General features: G+C 70.6%; 23 protein-coding genes and 1 pseudogene. 13 read left to right on the forward strand and 11 right to left on the reverse strand.

The window, feature by feature from the left end:
- Positions 1-19 precede the first annotated feature (19 nt).
- The 7 genes from GTO19_RS12115 to GTO19_RS12145 all read right to left on the reverse strand — a co-directional run bounded on the left by GTO19_RS12115 (position 20) and on the right by GTO19_RS12145 (position 9,119).
- Entirely contained in the window at positions 20-1,351 is a 1,332-nt protein-coding gene (locus tag GTO19_RS12115; RefSeq protein WP_291021143.1) for a TolC family outer membrane protein, read from the reverse strand.
- 21 nt (positions 1,352-1,372) lie between these two features.
- Positions 1,373-1,720 (reverse strand): rhodanese-like domain-containing protein, encoded by a 348-nt coding sequence (locus tag GTO19_RS12120; protein WP_291021144.1) that lies wholly within the window; start codon positions 1,718-1,720, stop codon positions 1,373-1,375.
- Positions 1,721-1,733: 13 nt separating this feature from the next.
- A complete protein-coding gene (locus GTO19_RS12125; protein ID WP_291021145.1) occupies positions 1,734-2,423 on the reverse strand; it encodes a protein-L-isoaspartate O-methyltransferase in 690 nt (229 codons plus the stop codon).
- A 37-nt stretch (positions 2,424-2,460) separates the two neighbouring features.
- Complete coding sequence (locus GTO19_RS12130) at positions 2,461-5,649, reverse strand: efflux RND transporter permease subunit (protein WP_291021146.1); 3,189 nt, start codon at positions 5,647-5,649, stop codon at positions 2,461-2,463.
- A gap of 21 nt (positions 5,650-5,670) precedes the next feature.
- Positions 5,671-6,819 carry an efflux RND transporter periplasmic adaptor subunit gene (locus tag GTO19_RS12135; RefSeq protein ID WP_291021147.1) on the reverse strand — a complete coding sequence of 383 codons (1,149 nt, stop codon included), beginning with the start codon at positions 6,817-6,819 and terminating at the stop codon, positions 5,671-5,673.
- 31 nt (positions 6,820-6,850) lie between these two features.
- Positions 6,851-7,510, reverse strand: a complete 660-nt coding sequence (locus GTO19_RS12140; RefSeq protein WP_291021148.1) for a TetR/AcrR family transcriptional regulator — start codon at positions 7,508-7,510, stop codon at positions 6,851-6,853.
- Positions 7,511-7,643: 133 nt separating this feature from the next.
- Complete coding sequence (locus tag GTO19_RS12145; protein ID WP_291021149.1) at positions 7,644-9,119, reverse strand: potassium/proton antiporter; 1,476 nt, start codon at positions 9,117-9,119, stop codon at positions 7,644-7,646.
- Positions 9,120-9,211: 92 nt separating this feature from the next.
- Between GTO19_RS12145 and GTO19_RS12150 the strand changes: the two genes are divergently transcribed.
- Complete coding sequence (locus GTO19_RS12150; protein ID WP_291021150.1) at positions 9,212-9,442, forward strand: addiction module protein; 231 nt, start codon at positions 9,212-9,214, stop codon at positions 9,440-9,442.
- Positions 9,439-9,924 (forward strand): type II toxin-antitoxin system RelE/ParE family toxin, encoded by a 486-nt coding sequence (locus GTO19_RS12155; protein WP_291021151.1) that lies wholly within the window; start codon positions 9,439-9,441, stop codon positions 9,922-9,924. The genes GTO19_RS12150 and GTO19_RS12155 overlap by 4 nt, the downstream gene beginning before the upstream one ends.
- On the opposite strand, the gene GTO19_RS12160 is transcribed toward GTO19_RS12155, so the two are convergent.
- Entirely contained in the window at positions 9,917-11,110 is a 1,194-nt protein-coding gene (locus GTO19_RS12160) for an acyl-CoA dehydrogenase (RefSeq protein ID WP_291021152.1), read from the reverse strand. The two genes, GTO19_RS12155 and GTO19_RS12160, sit on opposite strands and share 8 nt — an antisense overlap.
- Before the next feature lie 100 nt (positions 11,111-11,210).
- On the opposite strand from GTO19_RS12160, the gene GTO19_RS12165 reads away from it, so the two are divergent.
- Together GTO19_RS12165 and msrA are read left to right on the forward strand one after the other, a co-directional pair.
- Complete coding sequence (locus GTO19_RS12165; protein ID WP_291021153.1) at positions 11,211-12,101, forward strand: LysR family transcriptional regulator; 891 nt, start codon at positions 11,211-11,213, stop codon at positions 12,099-12,101.
- 63 nt (positions 12,102-12,164) lie between these two features.
- The gene (gene msrA, locus GTO19_RS12170; RefSeq protein WP_291021154.1) at positions 12,165-12,701 is read left to right on the forward strand and encodes a peptide-methionine (S)-S-oxide reductase MsrA; all 537 of its coding nucleotides are present in this window, start codon (positions 12,165-12,167) and stop codon (positions 12,699-12,701) included.
- A gap of 333 nt (positions 12,702-13,034) precedes the next feature.
- Here msrA and GTO19_RS12175 read toward each other — a convergent pair whose 3' ends face one another.
- On the reverse strand, positions 13,035-13,823 hold the full coding sequence (locus GTO19_RS12175; protein ID WP_291021155.1) for an EamA family transporter: 789 nt from the start codon (positions 13,821-13,823) through the stop codon (positions 13,035-13,037).
- A gap of 115 nt (positions 13,824-13,938) precedes the next feature.
- On the opposite strand from GTO19_RS12175, the gene GTO19_RS12180 reads away from it, so the two are divergent.
- The 6 genes and pseudogenes from GTO19_RS12180 to GTO19_RS12205 all read left to right on the forward strand — a co-directional run bounded on the left by GTO19_RS12180 (position 13,939) and on the right by GTO19_RS12205 (position 18,214).
- Positions 13,939-14,445: a hypothetical protein gene (locus GTO19_RS12180; protein WP_291021156.1), complete on the forward strand. Its 507-nt coding sequence runs from the start codon at positions 13,939-13,941 to the stop codon at positions 14,443-14,445.
- Positions 14,446-14,475: 30 nt separating this feature from the next.
- Positions 14,476-15,051, forward strand: a pseudogene (locus tag GTO19_RS12185) (ATP-binding cassette domain-containing protein); the annotation flags it as partial.
- Positions 15,048-16,283, forward strand: coding sequence for an FtsX-like permease family protein (locus GTO19_RS12190; RefSeq protein WP_291021157.1), 1,236 nt, complete (start codon positions 15,048-15,050; stop codon positions 16,281-16,283). The pseudogene GTO19_RS12185 and the gene GTO19_RS12190, both read left to right, overlap by 4 nt.
- Positions 16,284-16,286: 3 nt before the next feature.
- Complete coding sequence (locus GTO19_RS12195; RefSeq protein WP_291021158.1) at positions 16,287-16,532, forward strand: hypothetical protein; 246 nt, start codon at positions 16,287-16,289, stop codon at positions 16,530-16,532.
- Between the two features lie 142 nt (positions 16,533-16,674).
- A complete protein-coding gene (locus GTO19_RS12200) occupies positions 16,675-17,205 on the forward strand; it encodes a DUF3299 domain-containing protein (RefSeq protein ID WP_291021159.1) in 531 nt (176 codons plus the stop codon).
- Positions 17,206-17,245: 40 nt separating this feature from the next.
- Complete coding sequence (locus GTO19_RS12205; RefSeq protein ID WP_291021160.1) at positions 17,246-18,214, forward strand: AEC family transporter; 969 nt, start codon at positions 17,246-17,248, stop codon at positions 18,212-18,214.
- Here the strand turns inward: GTO19_RS12205 and GTO19_RS12210 are convergent, their stop codons facing one another.
- Both GTO19_RS12210 and GTO19_RS12215 read right to left on the reverse strand, forming a co-directional pair.
- Positions 18,215-18,667: a hypothetical protein gene (locus tag GTO19_RS12210; protein ID WP_291021161.1), complete on the reverse strand. Its 453-nt coding sequence runs from the start codon at positions 18,665-18,667 to the stop codon at positions 18,215-18,217.
- Positions 18,668-18,669: 2 nt separating this feature from the next.
- Entirely contained in the window at positions 18,670-19,197 is a 528-nt protein-coding gene (locus GTO19_RS12215) for a GNAT family N-acetyltransferase (RefSeq protein ID WP_291021162.1), read from the reverse strand.
- A gap of 190 nt (positions 19,198-19,387) precedes the next feature.
- Here GTO19_RS12215 and rpsP point away from each other — a divergent pair, with 190 nt between their 5' ends.
- The 3 genes from rpsP to trmD are packed head-to-tail and all read left to right on the forward strand — an operon-like array spanning position 19,388 to position 21,027.
- Positions 19,388-19,645, forward strand: a complete 258-nt coding sequence (gene rpsP, locus GTO19_RS12220) for a 30S ribosomal protein S16 (RefSeq protein ID WP_291021163.1) — start codon at positions 19,388-19,390, stop codon at positions 19,643-19,645.
- Between the two features lie 8 nt (positions 19,646-19,653).
- Positions 19,654-20,241: a ribosome maturation factor RimM gene (gene rimM, locus GTO19_RS12225; protein WP_291021164.1), complete on the forward strand. Its 588-nt coding sequence runs from the start codon at positions 19,654-19,656 to the stop codon at positions 20,239-20,241.
- 12 nt (positions 20,242-20,253) lie between these two features.
- Positions 20,254-21,027 carry a tRNA (guanosine(37)-N1)-methyltransferase TrmD gene (gene trmD, locus GTO19_RS12230; protein ID WP_291021165.1) on the forward strand — a complete coding sequence of 258 codons (774 nt, stop codon included), beginning with the start codon at positions 20,254-20,256 and terminating at the stop codon, positions 21,025-21,027.
- The last annotated feature ends 125 nt before the right edge of the window (positions 21,028-21,152 follow it).

Here is a 21,152-nt window from a genome sequence, read left to right on the forward strand (position 1 = left end):
CGGGGGAGTGTATCGGCTCTCAGCGGGCCAGCAAGGCGTCGATCGCCTGCAGATCGGCCGGCGTCAGTTCCCCGCTGGCCTGTCGCAGGCGCAGGCTGCCCAGCAGCACGTTGTAGCGCGCCTGGGCCAGGTCGCGCTTGGTCTGGAAGAGCTGGCTCTGCGCGTTGAGCACGTCGATGTTGATGCGCACGCCCACCTGGTAGCCCAATTGGTTGGCCTCCAGCGCGCTCTGGCTGGAGGTCTCGGCCGCCTCCAGTGCCTTCACCTGCCCCTGGCCCGAGACCACGCTCAGGAAAGCGCTGCGCGTGCGCAGGTCCACGGTGCGGCGCGCGGCGTCGAGGTCGGCGCGGGCCTTTTCCTCCAGTGCCAGCGTCTGCTTCACGCGGTTCTGGATGGCGTAGCCCGCGAACAGCGGCATGTTGAACTGCACGCCCACGCTGGCGTTGTTGCTGCGCACGTTGCCCGGCACGCCCTGGATGCCGGCCGGCCCGCGCGCCACCTGGTACTGACCCACCAGGTCCACCGTGGGCTTGTGGCCGGCCTCGGCGCGCTGCGTCTCCAGCTCGGCGATCTCCAGGTTGCGCCGCGCGCTCAGGATGGCGGGGTGGTTCTCGCCCGTGCGGTCCACCCAGGCCTGTGGCGTGGCGGGTTCCAGGGGCGGCAGGTTCAGGGGAGCGGCCAGGGGTAGCGGCGTCACGCCGCTGCGGCCCACCAATTGGTCGAGCGCGAGCTTCTTCACGCGCAGGTCGTTTTCGGCGGCGATCTCCTGCGCGGTCACCAGGTCGAAGCTGGCCTGGGCCTCGCGCGCGTCGGTCACGGTCGCCGTGCCGACCTCGAAGTTGCGTCGCGCGGCGGCGAGCTGTTGCTCCACCGCCGTCTTCTGCGCGCGCACGAAGGCGAGCGTGTCCTGCGCGGCCAGCACGTCGAAGTAGGCCTGCGAGGTGCGCACGATCAGGTCCTGCTCGGCCTGCACCAGCTGGGCCTGCGAGATGTCGCGCGAGAGATTGGCCTGGTCGTTGGCGAGCCGGTTGGCGGGCCGGTACAGCGGCTGGCTGGCCGACAGGGTCACGCTCTGGCTGTTGCTGGTGCCGTCGAGCAGGTTGTTGTCGCTGTCGCGGCGCGCCCAACTGGCGCCTGCGCCCAGGCCCACCTCGGGCAACAGGCCGGCGCGCGCCTGATCGGCCTGCGCCAGATTGGCCTCGTGCTGCGAGCGCGCGGCCAGGTAGGTGGCGTCGAAACCGCGCGCGGCCTCGAACAGCTGCGACAGGCTTTGCGCCTGCGCGGCGGATGCCGCCCCCAGGGCCATCAGCACGGCAAGCGTCAATGGGCGAAGGGGCGTGGCGAAGCGCATGGGAGGATCCTTGGGAGTTGATCAGTAGCGGGGGATCGACGGGTCGCGTTCCTGCGACCACAGATCGATGCCGCCGTGCACGTTGACGACGCGTGTGCGGCCCTGGTCCTGCAGGAACCGGGCCACCTGCGCGCTGCGGCCACCGTGGTGGCAGAGCACGGCGATGGGGCGGTCGTGGTCGAGCTCGGCCAGGCGCGCGGGCACGCTGCGCATGGGCATGGCCAGCAGCTCGTAGCCCGGGCCGCTCGCCACGCTGGCGGTCTGCAGTTCCCAGGGCTCGCGCACGTCCAGCAGCACCGGCGTGGCGCGGCCGTCCGCCGTTTCCTGGCGGATCCAGTCGTCGAGTTGGGCGGGGGTGATGGCTTGCATGCGCGGGCTCGCTTCAGAAACGGAAGCGCGAGGGCTCGGGGAAGTTGCGCAGGCGCGGCGCGACGGTGTCCCAGGGCTGCACGGTGCGGAAGTCGGCATCACCCGCGCGGGTGATGAAGGTGGCGCGCATCATGGGCTCGCTGCCGGTGATGACCGCGAGCCGGCCGCCCGGGGCCAGCAGGCCCAGCAGCGCGGGCGGCACCTCGGCCACCGAGCCGGCGAGCAGGATGGCGTCGTACGGGCCGTCGGCGCGACAGGCCGCGAAGTCGTTCGCGCAGGCGTCGGCCTGGCGCACCTCGACGTTGGTGATGCCGGCCTGCATCAGGCGCGTGCGCGCCTGAGAAGCCAGCGCGGGCTCGATCTCGAGCGACAGCACGCGCTGTGCCAGGCTGGCCATGAGGGCGGCGGTGTAGCCGCTGCCGGTGCCGATCTCCAGCACCTTGTCGGTGGGCTGCAGGGCGAGGTCTTGCACCAGGCGCGCCTGCACGCGCGGGGCGAGCATGCACTGGCCGTCCACCACGGGCTGCGTCAGGGGCAGTTCCATGTCGGTGAAGGCCAGGGCCCGGTGCGCGGTGGGTGCGAAGTCCTCGCGCCGCACGCGGGCCAGCAGATCGAGCACGCGGCCGTCGAGCACCTCCCAGGGGCGGATCTGCTGCTCGATCATGTTGAATCGGGCCTGTTCGAGGCGGTTCGCGGTGGTCATTTCAATTCTCCATAGGGGTCGGCACAACCGGCGGATTTTAGGAGGCGCCCTGTGACGCGCCGTCCGGTCGGGGTGTGACGGCGGGCGGCAGGCCGGCCTTGCGGCGCAGCCAGTTGGCGAAGTCGTCCAGGTAGCCGTAGACCACCGGCACCACCACCAGCGTGAGCAGCGAGGAGGTGATGACGCCGCCGATGACGGCCTGGCCCATGGGGGCGCGCTGCTCCGAGCCTTCGGTGAGCGCGAAGGCCAGCGGCACCATGCCGAAGACCATGGCCAGCGTGGTCATGAGGATGGGGCGCAGCCGCACCTTGGCCGCCAGCAGCAGGGCCTCGTCGCGCGGCAGCGGGGGGCCGCCGGCGCGCCCTTCGCGCGCGCGGATGGCGAAGTCCACCAGCAGGATGGCGTTCTTGGTCACCAGGCCCATGAGCAGCACGATGCCGATGATGGAGAACATGCTCATGGTGGAGCCGAACATCAGCAGCGCCAGCACCACGCCGATCAGCGTGAGCGGCAGCGAGGTCATCAGCGAGAGCGGCTGCAGGAAGCTCTGGAACTGGCTGGCCAGGATCATGTAGATGAAGATGATGGCCAGGGCCAGCGCCGACAGCGCGTAGCCGAAGGACTCCTGCATGTTCTTCGTCGAGCCGCTGAACTCGGTGCGGTAGCCCGGCGGCAGGGCGATGCCGCTGACGACGCGCTGGATCTCGGCCGAGACCTCGCCGGTGGAGCGGCCGTAGACGTTGGCGCTGAAGGACACCTCGCGCTTGAGGTTGCGGCGGTTGATCTGGTTCGGGCCCGTGGCCTCGACCACGTCGGCCACCTGGGACAGCGGCACGGTGCGCGCGCTGCCGTCGGCGGCGGCGCCCAGGTTCAGCGGCAGTTGCAGCAGGTCCTGCGTGCGCTGCCGCTGCGGCGGCGGCAGGCGCACCGTCACGTCGTAGGTTTCGCCGTTCTGCGCGCGCCAGTTGCCCACCGTGGTGCCCGCCACCAGCGTGCGCAGGCTGTTGCCAATGGCGTTCGTGGACAGACCCAGGTCGGAGGCGAGTTCGCGCTTGAGCACCACGTCCACCGTGGGCTTGTCGGGCTTGAGACTGGAGTCCAGGTCCACCAGGCCGACGATGGGACGCAGGCGTTCGGTGATGAGCGCGCTCAGGCGCTCCAGCTCGTCGAGGTCGTCGCCCTGCAGCGAGAACTCGATCTGCTTGCCGCCGCCCACCGCATCGAGCAGGCCCGCGTGCGTGACGGTGACGCCCGGCACCGCGCGCAGGCGCTCGCGCAGCGTGGCCGCCATGGCGACGGCGCTGAGCGCGCGTTCCTCGCGGTTCACCAGCCGCACGTAGGTGCTGGCGTACATGCTGCCCTGGGCGGCGCCGGTGTTGATGGTGGTGAGCGTGTAGCGCACCTCGGGGAACCCGCGCAGGATGGCCTCCACCTCGCGCGCCTTGGCCTCGGTGGCGACCAGGGAGGAGCCGACCGGCGTGTGGTAGCTGACCGAGGCCTCGGAAAAGTCGGCCTGCGGCACGAATTCGGAGCCCAGCAGCGGCAGCATGGCCAGGCTGCCGATGAAGGTGGCCAGGGCCAGACCCAGCGTGGCCAGCTTGTGCCGCAGCGACCAGCGCAGCGCACCCTGGTAGCCCTCGGCCAGGTCGTCCTGAAAGCGGTCGAACCAGTGCGTCACGCGGCCCAGGGTGCGGTCGTAAAGCGATCGCCCCGGTGGTTTGCCGTGCGCGTCGATGGCCGGGTCGTGCCACACGGACGACAGCATCGGGTCCAGCGTGAAGCTCACGAACATGGAAATCAGCACCGCCGCGACCATGGTGATGCCGAACTCGTGGAAGAACTTGCCGATGATGCCGCCCATGAAGCCGATGGGCAGGAACACCGCCACGATGGACAGGGTGGTGGCGAGCACGGCCAGGCCGATCTCCTGCGTGCCTTCCATGGCGGCCTGGTAGGGCGTCTTGCCCATCTGCACGTGGCGCACGATGTTCTCGAGCACCACGATGGCGTCGTCGATCAGCAGGCCGACCGAGAGCGTGAGCGCCATCAGCGTCATCATGTTGATCGTGAAGCCCAGCGCGTTCATCACGAAGAAGGTGCCGATGATGGCGATGGGCAGCGTGAGCCCGGTGATGACCGTGGAGCGCCAGGAGTTGAGGAACAGGAAGACGATGAGCACGGTGAGGATGGCGCCCTCGATCAGCGTCTGGCGCACGTTCTGCACCGACACACGGATCGGCCGCGCACCGTCCGCGATGGGCTCCAGGCGCACGCCCGGCGGCAGCTCGGGTTTCACCGCGCTCAGGGCCGCGTTGAGTCCGTCCACCACGGCGATGGTGTTCTCGTCCTGCGCCTTCTGCACCTGCAGCAGCAGGGTGCGCTGGCCGTTGTAGAGCGAGAGGCTTTCCACCTCCTGTGTGCCGTCGCTCACGCGCGCCACCTGGCCCAGGCGCACGGGAGAGCCGCCGCGGCGCGCGACGATGATGTCCTCGAAGTCGCGCGGGTTGTGCAGGCGGGACAGCACCTGCACGACGCGCTCGGATTCGCCGGCCTTGAGCGTGCCCACCGGCAGGTCCTGGTTCTCGCTGCGAACGGCGGCATTGACCTGCTCGGTGGTGACGCCCAGGGCCTGCATGGCCACCGGGTCGAGCTCGATGTTGATGGCGCGCCGCGTGGCACCGACCAGCGTGACCGAGCCCACGCCGCGCACGTTCTCCAGGCGCTTCTTGAGGACCTGGTCGGCCCAGGTGGACAGCTCCACGCCGGACGGCGTGCGGCCGTCCACCGCGTCGGGCACCACGGCCACGGACCAGATGGCGCGGCTGGCCGGATCGAAGCGCAGCACGCGCGGTTCGTCCACCTCGTCGCGCAGCAGCGGGCGCAGGATGCCGATCTTCTCGCGCACGTCGTCGGCGGCCTTGCGCCCGTCCACCGTGAGCTGGAACTCGATGATCACCACCGAGGTGCCCTCGTAGCTGCGCGAGGTGAGGCTGTTGACGCCGGCGATGGCGTTGACGGCTTCCTCGACCTTCTTCGTCACCTCGGACTCGACGATCTCGGGCGAGGCACCGGGGTAGGTGGTGGTCACCACCACCACGGGGAAGTCGATGTTGGGGAACTGGTCGACCTGCAGGCGCTGCAGCGAGAAGGCGCCCAGCACCACGAAGGCCAGCATGACCATGGTGGCGAACACCGGGTTGCGCAGCGAGACCTGGGTGAACCACATGGCCGGGCGTGCTCGCGGCGCTCAGGGCCTGGTGGCGGCCAGGTTCACGCGCGTGCCGTCGCGGATGGCGCCAGCCGTGGCGGCGAGCACGGTGTCGCCTTCGGCGAGCATGGGCACGGCCTGGTGCGGCACGCCGTCCACGCTGCCAGCGGGGGCAGGCGCCAGCGGCACGTGCTTCACCGCGCCGTCGCGCAGCACCTGCAGGTAGGGCTCGGGCTTGTCGTTGCGGATGGCCGAGACGGGCACGACGGATGCCTCGATGGCGCCGGCCACGATCTCGCCGCGCGCGAACAGGCCCTGGCGCATGCCCGGCACCGCGTTCAGGCGCAGGTAGACCAGCACGCTGCGGCTGCCAGCCTGCACGCTGGGGTTGATGCGCGCCACGGTGGCGGCCACCGGCTCGGCCAGGCCTTCCACGACCAGGCGCGCGCTCAGGCCCGTCTGGATGCGCGCGGCGTCGGCCGGACTCAAGGCGGCTTCCATTTCGAAGGCGGAGAGGTCCACCACCTCGAGCACGCGCGTGTCGACACCCACGCGCTCGCCGTTCTGCACCGGCCGCGCGGCGACCTGGCCCGCGATGGGCGAGCGCAGCACGGTGTCGGCGAGCGACTTGCGCGCGATGTCCAGGGCGGCCACGGCCGCGCGGTGCGTGGCCTCGGCCGCGGCGAGGTTGGCCTGCGAGGTTGCCAGCGCGGTGGCCGAGATGAAGCCCTGTTTCACCAGGGCCTGGTTGTTGTCCTGGTTGCGCTGCGCGATGCGCACTTGCGCCAGCGCGGATTCGGCCTGCTGTTCGGCCTGGCGCACGCGCGCCTGCGGCTCGGTGGGGTCGATGCGCGCGACCACCTCGTTGGCGGCCACGCTGTCGCCCTCGCGCTTGCTCAGCTCGCGCAACTCGCCGGCCACCCGGGCCTTGATGGCCACGGTCTGCAGCGCCTCCAGCGAGCCCGAGACCGCGGCGGTCTGTTGCAGCGGCAGGCGGCGCACGGTGATCAGGTCGCGCGCGGCGATCTCGTAGACCGGTGTGGTCTGCAGCGCCTCGGCGGCGGCGCGCGCCCGTTCGGCCTGGGTGCTGCGTTTGTCCAGCGCACGCACCACGCCCAGGGCCAGCGCGGCCACGGCCAGCACGGGCAGGGCCCAGTAGAGGGTCTTGCGAAGGCGCGAGGTGGTCATTGGGAAACCTTGGCTCGGTGCGCTGCGGTGCTCATGACAGGCGCTTGAGCATGCCGCTCAGGATCAGGTCGACCTGGGTGTCGATGAAGGTGAGCGGGTCGATCTGCTGCGAGGGCGGGGCGCAGGGCGTCATCGCGTGCTTCCACATCAGCAGGAAGATCATGGGCGCGACCAGGCTGTAGACGGCGTAGTCGAGCGGCATGTCGCGGAATTCGCCGCGGTCGATGCCGCGCTGCAGGATGCGGCGGATCAGTTCATGGCCGGGTGCCACCACCTCGTTCTGATAGAAGGTGGCGATCTCCGGAAAGGTGCTGGCCTCGGCCATCACCAGCTTGGTGATGCCGGAGGCGGGCGTCATGCCCACGCGCTCCCACCAGGTGTGCATGGCATAGCGCACCAGCTCCACGCTGTCGCCCTGGAATTCGGCCAGCTCGTCCGCCCATTCCGGGAAGCGCCCGGCCACGGTTTCACGCACCACGGCCTTGAACAGGTCTTCCTTGCTCGGGAAATACAGGAACAGGGTGCCCTTGGACACCCCGGCGCACGCGGCCACCTCTTCCACGCGGGTCGCGGCGAAGCCCTTCTCGACGAACAGGCTCAGCGCGGCCTCGATCAGCTCGCCCGGGCGCGCCTCCTTGCGGCGGGTGCGGCGCGGGGCCTCGGGCGGCAGGGTGGGGGCGGGGGAGGGCATCAGGTGGAAGTTACTGACCGGTGGGTTATTAATATACCCTACCCACCTTGCGCCCCGGTGTCGGGCTGGTAAAGCGGCGACGGCTTCCCGGCCGCCAGGCAGACGCACCCCGCGCGAAGGCGCTGGCCGGACGTCAGCCGAGCTTGATGCCCACGCGCGTGATCCGGTTCGCGTCGACCTCACGCACGCTCACCTCGGCCTTGCCGAGATGGGCCAGGTCACCCACCACGGGCGGGCGGTTGATCTCCTGGTGCAGCCAGCGCCCCACGCTCTGGTCCGATTCGCCCGGCACCGGCAGGCCATAGAAGCCGCACAGCGCCTCCAGCGGCGTGCTGGCGTCCAGCTCGAAGTCGCCGAACACCAGGCGCGCCTCCTCGGTGTCGTCCAGGTCGGGCAGGGCCACGTGCGTGTGGCGCGCCGCCAGGGCGATGGTCGAGCCCTGCAGCAGCAGCGAGGTCAGCACCACCACGAAGGCCACGTCGAGGAACTCGCGTGCGCCGGGCACGCCCGCCATCATGGGGAACACCGCGAGCACGATGGGCACGGCACCCCGCAGGCCCACCCAGGCGATGAAGCCGATCTCGCGCGGCGCGAAATGGAAGGGCATCAGACACAGCCAGACCGCCACCGGCCGGGCGACCAGCATCAGCACCATCGACACGCCCAGCGCCGGCAGCAGGGTGTCCACCATCTCGCTGGGCGTCACCAGCAGGCCCAGCAACAGGAACATGCCGGCCTGCGCGAGCCAGGCGTAGCCGTCCATGGCCGACAGCGAGGAGCGCACCAAGCGGCGCGCGCGGTTGCCGGCCACCACCCCCATCACGTAGACGGCCAGAAAGCCCGAGCCGCCGAGCCAGGTGGTGGCCGCGAACACGGCCAGTCCGCCCGAGACGATGAGCAGCGCGCGGATGCCGCCGCCGCCGTCGGCGCCGCGCCCCAGGCGCTTGAGCAGCTCGGCCAGGCCCCAGCCGCTGGCCAGGCCGGCCAGGGCGCCCCAGCCGAACTGCTGCACCAGCGACCAGGCGATGCCGCCCAGCGTGGCCTCGCCCGACGCGCCCGCGCCAGCCGCCAGCGCCACGCCGATGAAGGCCAGCGTGAGGTACACGGCCATCGGGTCGTTCATGCCCGATTCGATCTCCAGCGTCGCGGCCACGCGCTCGTTGAGCCGCACGCCCGAGGACTTGAGCAGCGCGAACACGGCGGCCGCGTCGGTGGAGCCCACGATGGCGCCCACCAGCAGCGCCATCGGCCAGGACAGGTCCAGCAGCCAGTGCGCCGCCGCGCCCGTGATGGCAGCGGAGATCAGCACCCCCAGGGTGGCCAGCAGGATCGAGGGTTTGAGGCCGGTGCGAAAGGTGCTCAGCTCGGTGCGCAGCCCGCCGTCGAGCAGGATGACCGCGAGCGCCACGTTGCCCACCCAGAACGCCAGGCGGAAGTCGTCGAAGCGCAGACCGCCAGGCCCGTCCTGTCCGGCCAGCATGCCCACCACCAGGAAGACCAGCAGAAAGGAAAAGCCCACGCGGGCGGAAAACACGCCGGCCAGCACGCTGATGAACACCAGCGCGGCGGCCGCGAGCAGCGGCAGGGACAGGAAGTCGAGCGAGAGCATCGTGCGCGCACGCTAGCAGAAAGCGTGCGCGCTGCGCCGCGGGGTAACCGGGGCCATGCTCGTATCATGTGTCCGTCGTTTGGAGGTGCCCCATGACCGATCCCGTTGTCGAACTCGCCGAACAGGCCCGCAGCTTGCCGGCCGACGAACGTTCACGGCTGGTGGAGCTGCTGCTGGAATCGCTCCACGAAGCGCCGCTGGCCGAAGTGGACGCCGCCTGGGCCAGGGAGATCGAGCGCCGTGTGGCGGCCCATGCGCGTGGCGAAGTCATCACCTACGCCGCTGAGGACGTCTTTGCCGAAGCTCGTCGCATCGCGCCGTGAAGCGGGTGCGCTTCACTCGGGAGGCGCGGGCCGAGTTGCTTGCCCAGACGGCCTACTACGAAACCCTTCGTCGAGGTCTGGGCGCGCGCTTTCGCTCCGAAGTGGAAGTCGCTGCCAAGCTGGCCCTGAGCTTTCCGGCGCACGGTAGGCCGGCGGTGGCCGGAACGAGGCGTCGACTCATTGCCGATTTCCCTTTCAAGATCTTCTATTCCGAGACCGACGAGGGCGTGCTGATTCATGCCGTGGCGGGTGATCAGCAGTTGCCCGAGTACTGGCTCAGCCGCCTTGCTCAGACCCGATGCCTGAGCGATGAATCCAGGGCCCCCCTGGCGCCACACGCCGGCCTGTTGACCTGCCGATCGGTGCAGGGCGCTGCGCGGATCACGCGCCGCAGCACCATCTGGCGCAGGGATCAGGGGCCAATGGAAGATCGTCTATCACCAGGGCACGCTCGTCAGCACCTGACGAGCGGCCTCAGTTGAACGCCGCGATGCCCGTGATCGCGCGGCCCAGGATCAGCGCGTGGATGTCGTGCGTGCCTTCGTAGGTGTTCACCACCTCGAGGTTGACCAGGTGGCGGGCCACGCCGAACTCGTCGCTGATGCCGTTGCCGCCCATCATGTCGCGCGCCAGGCGCGCGATGTCCAGCGCCTTGCCGCAACTGTTGCGCTTGAGGATGGAGGTGAGCTCCACGGGCGCCGTGCCCTCGTCCTTGAGCCGGCCCAGGCGTAGGCAGCCCTGCAGGCCCAGGCTGATCTCGGTGAGCATGTCGGCCAGCTTTTTCTGGATCAGCTGGTTGGCGGCCAGCGGGCGGCCGAACTGCTGGCGGTCCAGCACGTACTGGCGGGCGCGGAAGTAGCAGTCCTCGGCCGCGCCGAGCGCGCCCCAGGCGATGCCGTAGCGCGCGCTGTTGAGGCAGGTGAAGGGGCCCTTGAGACCGCGCACCTCGGGGAAGGCGTTCTCTTCGGGGCAGAACACGTTGTCCATCACGATCTCGCCGGTGATGGAGGCGCGCAGGCCCACCTTGCTGTGGATGGCGGGGGCGCTCAAACCCTTGGCGCCCTTGTCGAGGATGAAGCCGCGGATCGCGCCTTCGTCGTCCTTGGCCCACACCACGAAGACGTCGGCGATGGGGCTGTTGGTGATCCACATCTTGGCGCCCGAGAGGCTGTAGCCGCCGGCCACCTTCTTCGCGCGGGTGACCATGCTGCCGGGGTCGGAGCCGTGGTCGGGCTCGGTCAGGCCGAAGCAGCCGATCCATTCGCCGGTGGCGAGCTTCGGCAGGTACTTCTGCTTCTGCGCTTCGGTGCCGAACTCGTTGATCGGCACCATCACCAGCGAGCTCTGCACGCTCATCATGGAGCGGTAGCCGGAGTCGATGCGTTCGACCTCGCGCGCGACCAGGCCGTAGCAGACGTAGTTGAGGCCGGCGCCGCCGTAGGCTTCGGGAATGGTCACGCCCAGCAGGCCCAGCTCGCCCATCTCGCGGAAGATGGCCGGATCGGTGTTTTCCTTGCGGAAGGCCTCGGTCACGCGCGGCAGCAGGCGCTCCTGGCAGTAGGCGTGGGCGGCGTCGCGCACGGCGCGTTCGTCGTCGCTGAGCTGGCCGTCGAGGTGGAAGGGGTCTTCCCAGCTGAAGCTGGCTTTGGCCTTTTGGGGCGAGAGCATGGCGTGTCTCCGTGTGCGGTGGGCAATCCGGGGATTGTCCGCCCATGAGCCATAGCTGTCTAATATCGATCCTGTATTCAAGGATTCGAACGGCATATCGATGGAGTTTCGCCACCTGCGCTGTTTCCTGGCCCTGGCCGAGGAGCTGCACTTCGGCCGCGCCGCCGCGCGCCTGGCGATGACGCAGCCGCCGCTGTCGCTCAACATCCAGCAGCTGGAGGCCTCGGTGGGCGCGCCGCTGTTCGTGCGCAACAGCCGGGGCGTGGCGCTCACGCCGGCGGGCCTGGCCTTCGTGCCGCGCGCCCGTGCCCTGCTGGACGCCGCCGCCGGCGCGGCCCGCGAGGCGCGCGAGGTGGCGCAGGGCGTGAGCGGCCAGTTGCGCGTGGGCTTCGCGGGCACGGTGCTCTACCGGGGCCTGCCGCAGATCCTGCGCGGCTTCGCGCAGCGCCACCCGCGCCTGAAGCTGGTGCTGCGCGAGATGAGCTCCAGCGACCAGCTCATCGACCTGCAGCACGGGCGGCTGGAGGCCGGCTTCGTGCACACCCCGCGCGTGCCGCCGGGCTGCGCGCAGGTGCTGGTGTCGCGCCAGGCCTTCGTGGCCTGCGTGCCGGCGCAGCACCCGCTGGCGCGCAAGCGCCGCCTGGCCCCGGCCCTGCTGGCGGGCGAGCCCTTCGTGGCCATCTCGCGCGCCGTCTCGCCCGACTACCATGACCGCCTGCTCGCGCTCTGCGCCGACCACGGCTTCGAGCCCGACGTGCGCTTCGAGCTGCGGCACTGGCTCAGCGTGGTGTCGGTGGTGGCGCAGGGGCTGGGGGTGTCGCTGGTGCCGGCGGCGCTGCAGCAGGCGGGGTTGCCGGGCGCGGCTTTCGTGCCGCTGCAAGGGGATTCGCCGCCCTATGAGACGCGCTGCCTCTGGCGTGCGGGCACGGAAAGTGCCGCCCTGGCGGCATTCCTCGACGCCGTGCGGGGATTCGCTGCTCCCGCAGAATGAGCGGCTGCAAGAAATCCGGGCCTGCGCCGACTCAAGGGCATGCAAGGATCACAGGAGAGATGGATGAGCGACAAGCAGGTACTGGTGCTCGGTGGCGGCTGCTTCTGGTGCACCGAATCGGTCTACAAGGAAGTGCGCGGCGTGAGCGACGTGGAGTCGGGCTACAGCAACGGGCACGTGAAGCAGCCCAGCTACGAGCAGGTGTGCACCGGCAGCACGGGCCACAACGAGGTGGTGCGGTTGGAGTACGACCCGGATGAGGTGAGCACGCGCGAGTTGCTGGAGATCTTCTTCGTGGTGCACGACCCGACCACGCTGAACCGCCAGGGCAACGACGTGGGCACGCAGTACCGCAGCGGCATCTACTTCACCACGCCCGAGCAGCAGGCCGAGGCGCGGGCCATCATCGATGAGCTGACGAAGGACCAGGCCTTCGGCCGCCCGATCGTGACGGAGCTGAAGCCGCTGGAAAACTACTGGCCCGCCGAGGACTACCACCAGGACTTCTTCGAGCGCAATCCGCACCAGGGGTATTGCATGGCGGTGGCGGCGCCGAAGGTGGCCAAGTTCCGCAAGACCTTCGCGCGTTTGGCGAAGTAGGGCTGGGTCTGGGATTCGCAGATTTCACTCCACGACCTCGCGGCGCTCGCGGCCACTGGGTGCCCTGCTCCGCGAATGTCCCCCGCCAAGGGCTGCGCCCTTGGCTNNGCTCCTCCTTTATTTCGCTACGCAGGGCACCCAGCGTCCGCGAGCCGAAGAAGCGGTGGCGCGCCCACAGACCGAGTGCCAACGAGGTCGTCGGTGATCGGGTGTCCGGCGTAGCGACATAAAGGAGGAGGATCGGAGCGCGCCAGCGCTCCGATCCGGGGGACAGTCGCGGAGCCGGACACCCGGTCGCCGACGACCGGAGCAACCGGAGAAGGGGAGCCCCCGTCAGCGCCCCCGCCGCCACCGCGGCCAGAACACGATCACCGCCAAGCCCCCCAGCACCAGCGCACAGGCGCCCAGTTTCCACCCCGGCATCGCCTCCCCCAGGCTGAAGGCCGAGGCGCTCAGGCCGAACACCGGCACCAGCAGGGCCATCGGCGTCACCGTGGCCGCCGGGTGCCGCGCCAGCAGCCAGTTCCACGCACCGTAGCCGAACAGCGTGTTGCCGATGGCCTGCCACAGCACACTCGCCCACACCACGCCGTCGGCCGCGCGCATCGATTGAGCGATCAGCGCCGGCCCTTCCACCAGCAGCGAGATCACCAGCAGCGGCGGCACCGCGAACACACTGCTCCACACCATGAAGTGCAGCATGTTCACTTCGCCCAGCGTCTTCACCACCAGGTTGGCGCTCGCCCAGAAGAACGCCGCGCCGATCACCAGCCCCAGGCCCGCCATCGTCACCGTCGCGTCCAGGTTGGCGGCGATCAGACCCAGCCCGGCGATCGCCAGCAGCAGACCCGNNGACGCCAGGCCGGGCGAGATGCGGCCGTCGATGGCGAAGAACAGCAGGCCGAACTGGCCCGGGCCCAGCAGCACGCCCACGGCCGCCATGGACCGCCAGGTGGCGGCGGGACGCGGCACGAACAGCAGCCAGGGCAGGGCCGAGAGCGCGAAGCGCAGCGTGGCGAACAGGAAGGGCGGCAGGCCGTCCAGGCCCCAGCGGATCACGACGAAATTGGTGCCCCACACGGCCACGACGGCGAGGGCGAGCAACAGGTGGGAGGCAGGCAAGGGCAGGGCCGGGGGTGAGGGAGCGGGCAGTGTAGTCAGGCGGCAGAGGGCCCAGCGGCCGTGCCTTTCCATGGGGTTATTATTTGCAACTCAGTTGCGATATCAGGCCGCCGCGATGACCCGCTCCCCCACCGATGCCGACGCCGTCCCCGACCACCTGCAGGCCCGGCTGGAGGCCGCCGGTTTGCGCCGCACCCTGGCCACGCGCGCGGCGCTGGGGGTGTTCCTCGCGCGGCCGGGCCAGGGGCTCACGCACGCGCAGGTGCTGCAGGCCTTGCGTCAGCGCGGGCACGAGCCCAACCGCGTGACGCTCTATCGCCTGCTGGACCGCCTGGCCGCCTGCGCGGTGCTGGCGCGCCACAGCGACGACCGGGGCACCTGGCGCTACACGCTGCAAGGCGCGGGCGACGCGGCGCGGTCGCCCGCCACCGGCTGGCAGCCGCGCTTCGAATGCCGGCGCTGCGGACAGGACCGCGCGCTCGACGAGGCACCCGCCGCCGGCATGGCCTGGCTGCGCGAGCTGCGGCGCGCGCTGGCCCGACAGGGCGACGTGGTGGAGCGCGTGGAACTGGCCTTGCGCGGCGTGTGCGCGCCCTGCGCCGAGGCGGAGCGCGCCGCGTGATCCGCACGCGCGCGCTCGGTTTCGCGCNNGGGCGGCACGCTGGTGCTGCGCGGGGCCTCGGGCAGCGGCAAGTCCACGTGGCTGGCGCTGGCGGCGGGGCTCTTGACGCCCGGCGAAGGCACGGTCGAGGTGGCAGGGCAGTCGGTCGGCGCGCTGCGTGGCGCCGCGCGCGACGCCTGGCGCGGCGCCACCGTGGGTGTGCTGCCGCAGCGCCTGCACCTGAGCGCCGACCTCAGCGTGGCCGACAACCTGGCCCTGGCCTACCGCGCCGCCGGCCTGCCGGTGGACCGGCGCGCCATCGACGGGTTGCTGAGCGCCCTGGGCATCGAGGCCCTGCGCGAGCGCCGGCCCTCGGCCCTGTCGGGCGGACAGGCGCAGCGCGTGGCGCTGGCGCGTGCGCTGTTGCGGCGCCCGGCGCTGTTGCTGGCCGACGAGCCCACCGCGAGCCTGGACGACGCGGCCTGCGCCCAGGCGCTGGCCCTGCTGCGCGAGACCGCTCACCGCGCCGGCGCCACGCTGGTCGTCGCCACGCACGACGCGCGCGCGCTGGCCGTGTTCCACGGCGCGGCGGTGCTGGCGCTTGAGTCGGTGGGGGCGTCAGCATGACGACTGGCCTGCCGCGCCTGGCCTGGCAGTACCTGTGGGCGCGACCGCTCACCGCCGCGCTGAACCTGCTGCTGCTCACCCTGGGGCTGGCCTCGATCGCTTTTCTCGTCCTCGCGCGCGACCAGGTCGATCGTGCCTTCGAGCGCGACCTCGCCGGCATCGACGCGGTGGTGGGCGCCAAGGGCAGCCCGATGCAGCTCATCCTGGCCGGCGTGTTCCACCTGGACGTGCCGCCCGGCAACATCGCGCTGGCCGAGGCGCGGCGCATCGCCGAACACCCCCAGGTGGCGCAGTTCATCCCGCTGAGCCTGGGCGACAACCTGCAGGGCTGGCGCATCGTCGGCACCACGCCAGACTACCTCTCCCTCTACGGTGCCACGCTGGCGCGCGGCGCCTTGTGGCAAGCGCCCATGCAGGCCGTGCTGGGCGACGCGGTGGCGCGCGGCAGCGGCCTGGACCTTGGCGCCCGCTTCGTCGGTGCGCACGGCCTGGGCGCGGGCGGCGCGGTGCACGACAGCACGCCTTACGCCGTCACCGGTGTGCTGCGCCCCTGCGGCTGCGTGCTCGACCGGCTCGTGCTCACGGCCACCGAATCGGTCTGGTTCGTGCACGACGAGATGCACACCGACGAGGACCAGGGCGCCGAGGAGCGCGCCGAACTGCAGGCCGCATTGGACGCCGAGCGGGAAATCACCATCGGCCTGGTTCGCTACCGCAGCCCCTTGGCCGCCGCGGGCTTTCCGCGTTTCGTCAACAGCAACACGCCGCTGCAGGCGGCGGCGCCGGCCGTGGAGGTGACGCGCCTGCTGAGTCTGATCGGGCAGGGCACGCAGGTGCTGCGCGCGCTCGCGGGCGTGCTGCTCGTGGTGGCCGCGCTCTCCGTGTTCATCGCGCTCTGGAGCGCGGTGCGCGAACGCCGCGCCGACCTGGCCCTGCTGCGCCTGCTGGGTGCACCGCCGCGTCGCGTGGCCGCCCTGCTCCTGGCCGAGGCAGCCTGGCTGGCCGTGCTCGCCACGGCCTTGGGCCTGCTGGCCGCGCAGGGCCTGGCCGCCCTCGCCAGCCGCGGCTGGGGCGACGCGGCCCTCCCCACTTTGCTGCAGGCCGGCCACTGGCCCGCCGCCCTGGCCTGGGTGCCCCTGCTGGCCCTGGGCGCGGCCTTGCTGGCCGCGGTGCTGCCCGCCATCGCCGCCTACCGCGCCGACGTTCACACCCTTCTCAACCCCCGGAGCTGATCCATGAAAGCACCCATCACCACCACCCTGTTCGCCGTCCTGCTGAGCGCCGGCGCCGCCTTCGCTCAACACTCCGACAAGGAAACCCGGGAGGACATCCAGCGCCACCGCGCCATGGCCGCGGCACACGAGGGCGCGGCCAAGTGCCTGGAGGCGGGCAAGGGCGAAAAGGTCTGCATGGCGGAACTCGCGGTCGCTTGCAAGGGTCTCGCCTTGGGCAAATACTGCGGCATGCGACACGCGCATTGAGGGCCACCCCCGCCGCGCTGCGCGCGACCCCCTGAAAGGGGGCGACGCCTGCGGCCCGGCAAAGCCGGTTCCGCGGCACCCTCGGTCAGACCTCTTCGCTCCGCCATTCATGCATCCGTACCGACGTCACCTTCTGCTGAACTTGGCCGCACTGGCCTCGGGGCCGGCTTTCGCGCAGGTGCTGGGTTCGCCGCTGGGCGCACCGCCCGCCGATGGTGCCGGCGCGGGCCCGCTGGGCCTGCCGCACGGCCAGGGCGCGGGTGTGCACAGCCCGCAAAGCCCCATCGCGCCGCTGCCCAAACGCGACGACGTGGTGGCCTGGTCGCTGCTCACCGACGTGAAGACCGCAGTGAAGACCGTGTCCAAACGCAAGCGCGTCGTGCCGGTCTACCCGCCCGAGGTGCGTGCGCTCGACCAGCGCCGCCTCAAGCTGCATGGCTTCATGCTGCCGCTGGAGCCGGGCGAGAATCAGCGCCATTTCCTGCTGGCCTCGGTGCCGCTCACCTGCTCGTTCTGCACGCCGGGCGGCGCCGAGAGCCTGGTGGAGGTGCGCACGAAAACACCCGTCAAGTACCGGCTCGAGGCGGTGGTGGTCGAGGGGAAGTTTCACGTGCTCGACAACGATCCCTACGGCCTGTACTACCGCCTGAGCGAGGCCGAGGGCAGCCGCTGAAGCGGCCGGGTGGCGCGGGCCCGGGCGATACCATCCCCGGGTGAACCTCGCCCAGCACCCCCTTTTCGTCTCCCTCACGCCCGTCTTCCTGCTCATCGCGCTGGGCTACCTGGCGGGGCGGCGCGAGTGGATACGCGACTCGGCGGTCAAGGACCTGTCCAACCTGGTGTTCCTGCTGCTCATCCCGGCGCTGCTGTTCCGCACCATGGCCTCGGTGCACCTGGAAGTGCTGGACCTGCGCCCCGTGCTGGCCTACTTCCCCGTGGTGGTGCTGGTGCTCTTCGCCATCGTTGCCTGGCGCGGCTTCAGCCGCGAGAGCGTGGTGATCGCCATGGCCAGCGTGTTTTCCAACATGGTGATGATCGGCATCACCCTGGCCGAGCTGGCCTATGGCAAGTCCGCGCTGGTGACCATGCTCACCCTGGTGTCGGTGCACGCGCTCATCCTGCTCAGCGTGGGTTCTGTGGTGCTGGAACTGGTCGTGGCGCGCGAGGCGCGCGAGCGCGGTGAGGCCGCGCCGCCCTTGTGGGCCACGCTGGGCTCGGTGATCAAGGGCACGCTCATCCACCCCATTCCCCTGCCCATCCTGAGTGGCCTGCTGTTCGCGCAGTCGGGCTGGTCCTTGCCGGTGGTGATCGACAAGCCGCTGCAATTGCTGGGCAGCGCCTTCGGTCCGATCGCCCTGGTGCTGGTGGGCGTGAGCCTGGCGCGCACGCCGCTGGCCGGGCACTGGCGGCCGGCCTTCGGCGTGGTGCTGGTCAAGAACCTGCTGCTCCCGCTGCTGGTGGGCCTGTCGGCCTGGGGCCTGGGCATCACCGGGCTGCCGCTCACGGTGATGGTGGTGGCCGCTGCCCTGCCGGTGGGGGCCAACGTCTTCCTGTTCGCCCAGCGCTACGACACGGCGCAGGCGCTCACCATCGCCGCCACCGGCCTCACCACGGTGATGGCGCTGTTCACACTGAGCCTGGTGATGACGGCAATGGCCTGGCTCAATCCGCTGGGCGGCTGATCACTGGCTGATCTTGCGCGCCTCTTCGACCTGGTATTCGAAGTAGCGCTGGAAGCCGAAGGCCAGGCTGCCCATGAAGGCGATGGTGCCCACGAGCAGCGAGAGCACCAGCGCGATGACGGTGAGCCAGTTGGTGTGCCCGGCTGTTCCGCCGGGGCTGGCGGGGTTGAACCAGCGGTCCCATTTCCCGGCGTCGGCCAGCGCGTAGACGATGCCCGTGAGGCAGGCCGCCGCGATGCTCAGGCCCAGCAGCGGGATCAGCACCCAGGACAGCTTGTCGTCCTGCCCGTGGGCCAGCACGCGCTCCACGCCGTACCAGCCCAGCGCGGTGGGCAGCGGGTGCAACCAACCCACCCAGTCGCCCAGGCCGCGCAGGTAGAAGCGGTGCAGGCCCAGGGCGCCACCGATGAGCGCCAGCCACACGGCCAGGGTCTTGTTCTTGCGTCGCGTCACGCTCAGCCCTCCTGAGGCGGCGCGTGGTGCGCCTCGCCCAGGGGCTTTTCCATGATCACGATGTCCAGCCAGCGGCCGAACTTCCAGCCGCAGGCCTGAACCGTGCCCACCGGCGTGAAGCCCAGCGCGCGGTGCACGCCGATGGAGCCGGCATTGGCCGAATCGCCGATCACCGCCATGACCTTGCGGATGCCCGCGCGCTGCAGCACGGCGAGCAGCTCGGCCAGCAGCAGCCGGCCCAGGCCCTTGCCTGCCGCCTCGGGGGCCAGGTAGATCGAGTCCTCCACCGAGAAGCGATAGGCCGGGCGCGGCTTGAACCAGTTGCCGTAGGCGTAGCCGAGCACCTGGCCGCTTTCCTCCACCACCAGCCAGGGCAGGCCCTTGCCCAGCGCGTCGGCGCGGCGCTGGGCCATCTCGGCCTCGGTGGGCGGGGTGGTTTCGAAGGTGCCGGTGCCGTGCAGCACGTGGTGGGCGTAGATGCGGGTGATGGCGGCGAGGTCGTCGTCGGTGCTGGGGCGGATCAGGGGCATGGGCGGAAGCCGGAGGCGAGGGGGTGTCGAGTGATGGGGCAGCGGGCTATAATCGCCGGCTTTGCGGTGTTTCGCTGGCCGGGTGGTCAGTCGTGTGTCTCAAGCGCCGCAGGAAATCGAGCAGCGGATCGAAAGATCCGGCGGCACCCCGGAAGTCCCGGATCGTGCCCAACCACCCGAAGGATAAATCATGGTCGTCATTCGACTCTCCCGCGGCGGCGCCAAGGCCCGTCCGTTCTACACCATCGTCGCCGCCGACAAGCGCTCGCGTCGCGATGGCAATTTCATCGAACGCCTGGGTTTCTACAACCCCAACGCCAAGGGCGGCGAAGAGAAGCTGCGCATCGCCAGCGACCGCCTGAACTACTGGCTCGGCGTCGGCGCCACCCCGTCCGACACGGTCGCGCGCCTGGTCAAGGAAGCCAAGGCCGCCGCCCCGGCCGCCTGATCGCCACCATGTCCGCGGCCCTGGTCGCGTCGGCCCTGCCGGCCGATGCCGTCGAACTGGGCCGCATCCAGGACGCCTGGGGCATCAAGGGCTGGGTCCGCATCCAGCCCCACAGCGCCGACACCGACGCGCTGTTCGCCAGCCGAGACTGGTTTCTTCAGCCGCCCGAAGCCCGCTTCGCGCGCGGCTTTTCCGTTTTCAAGGGCTGCGTCGTCCTGCGCGTGGCCGAGCTCAAGGCGCATGCCGAGGGACTCGTCGCGCGAATCGAAGGCATCGACGACCGCAACCTCGCCGAGTCGCTCAAGGGCTGCCGCATCTCCCTGCCGCGCAGCGCATTCCCCGAGCCCGAGGCCGGTGAGTTCTACTGGGTCGACCTGATCGGCCTCACGGTGGTCAACCGCGAGGGCGAGGAGCTCGGCGTGGTGCGCGACCTCATGAGCACCGGGCCGACTTCGGTGCTGGTGCTTGAATACCTCGAGACCGTGGACGGCGAGGAGCGCAGCGCCGAGCGGATGATTCCCTTCGTGGCCGCGTACATCGACGACGTGGACCGCGCGGCGCGTCGCATCACCGCCGACTGGCAAAAAGACTATTGAGCCAGGGCGCCCATGCGCTTCGATGTCGTCACCCTGTTCCCCGAGCTGTTCGAGCCCTTCCTCGCGCACGGCATCAACCGCCGCGCCTTCGAGTCGAAGCAGGTCGACGTGCGCCTTTGGAACCCGCGCGATTTCGCCGAGGGCAACTACCGCCGCGTGGACGACCGGCCCTTCGGTGGTGGGCCGGGCATGGTGATGATGGCCGAGCCCCTGTGGCGCTGCCTGCAGGCGATCCGCGCCGAGCGCGCCGAGCCAGAGGACGCACGCGCCCCGGTGGTGCTGTTCTCGCCCGTGGGCGACCGGCTGGACCACGCGGGCATCGCGCGGTGGGCCGATGCGCCGCAGGGTGCCGTGCTGGTGTGCGGGCGCTACGAAGGCATCGACCAGCGCTTCATCGACGCCTGCGTGGACCTGCAGCTCAGCCTGGGCGACTTCGTGCTCTCGGGAGGTGAAATCCCGGCCATGGCCCTGCTGGACGCCGTGGCGCGCCTGCAGCCCGGCGTGCTGGGCGACGAAGGCAGCCACCAGCAGGACAGCTTCAACCCCGCGCTGGATGGCCTGCTGGACAGCCCGCACTTCACCCGACCCGAGGTCTGGCACGGCCCCGACGGTCCCCTGGGCGTGCCGCCGGTGCTGCTGGGCGGCCACCACGAGCGCATCGAGCGCCACCGGCGCGAGCAGCGCCTGGCCCTGACCGCCCGCCAGCGGCCCGACCTGATCGCCAGGGCCCGGGCCGAGGGCCGCCTGGGGCCGGACGACGAGCGCTTCCTGCGCGGCCTGGGTTGAGCCTGTCTGCCCCGGCTTGGTCTGGCAGGACCGGTCTGGCTATAATGGTGGGCTTTTCGATCCTCTGGCCGGCCGCCGCGACCGTTGGGTAAGTCAGTTCTGACTTCACGGATTCGCGGCCTTTA

Source organism: Hydrogenophaga sp. (assembly GCF_011772445.1).
GTDB lineage: Bacteria > Pseudomonadota > Gammaproteobacteria > Burkholderiales > Burkholderiaceae_C > Hydrogenophaga.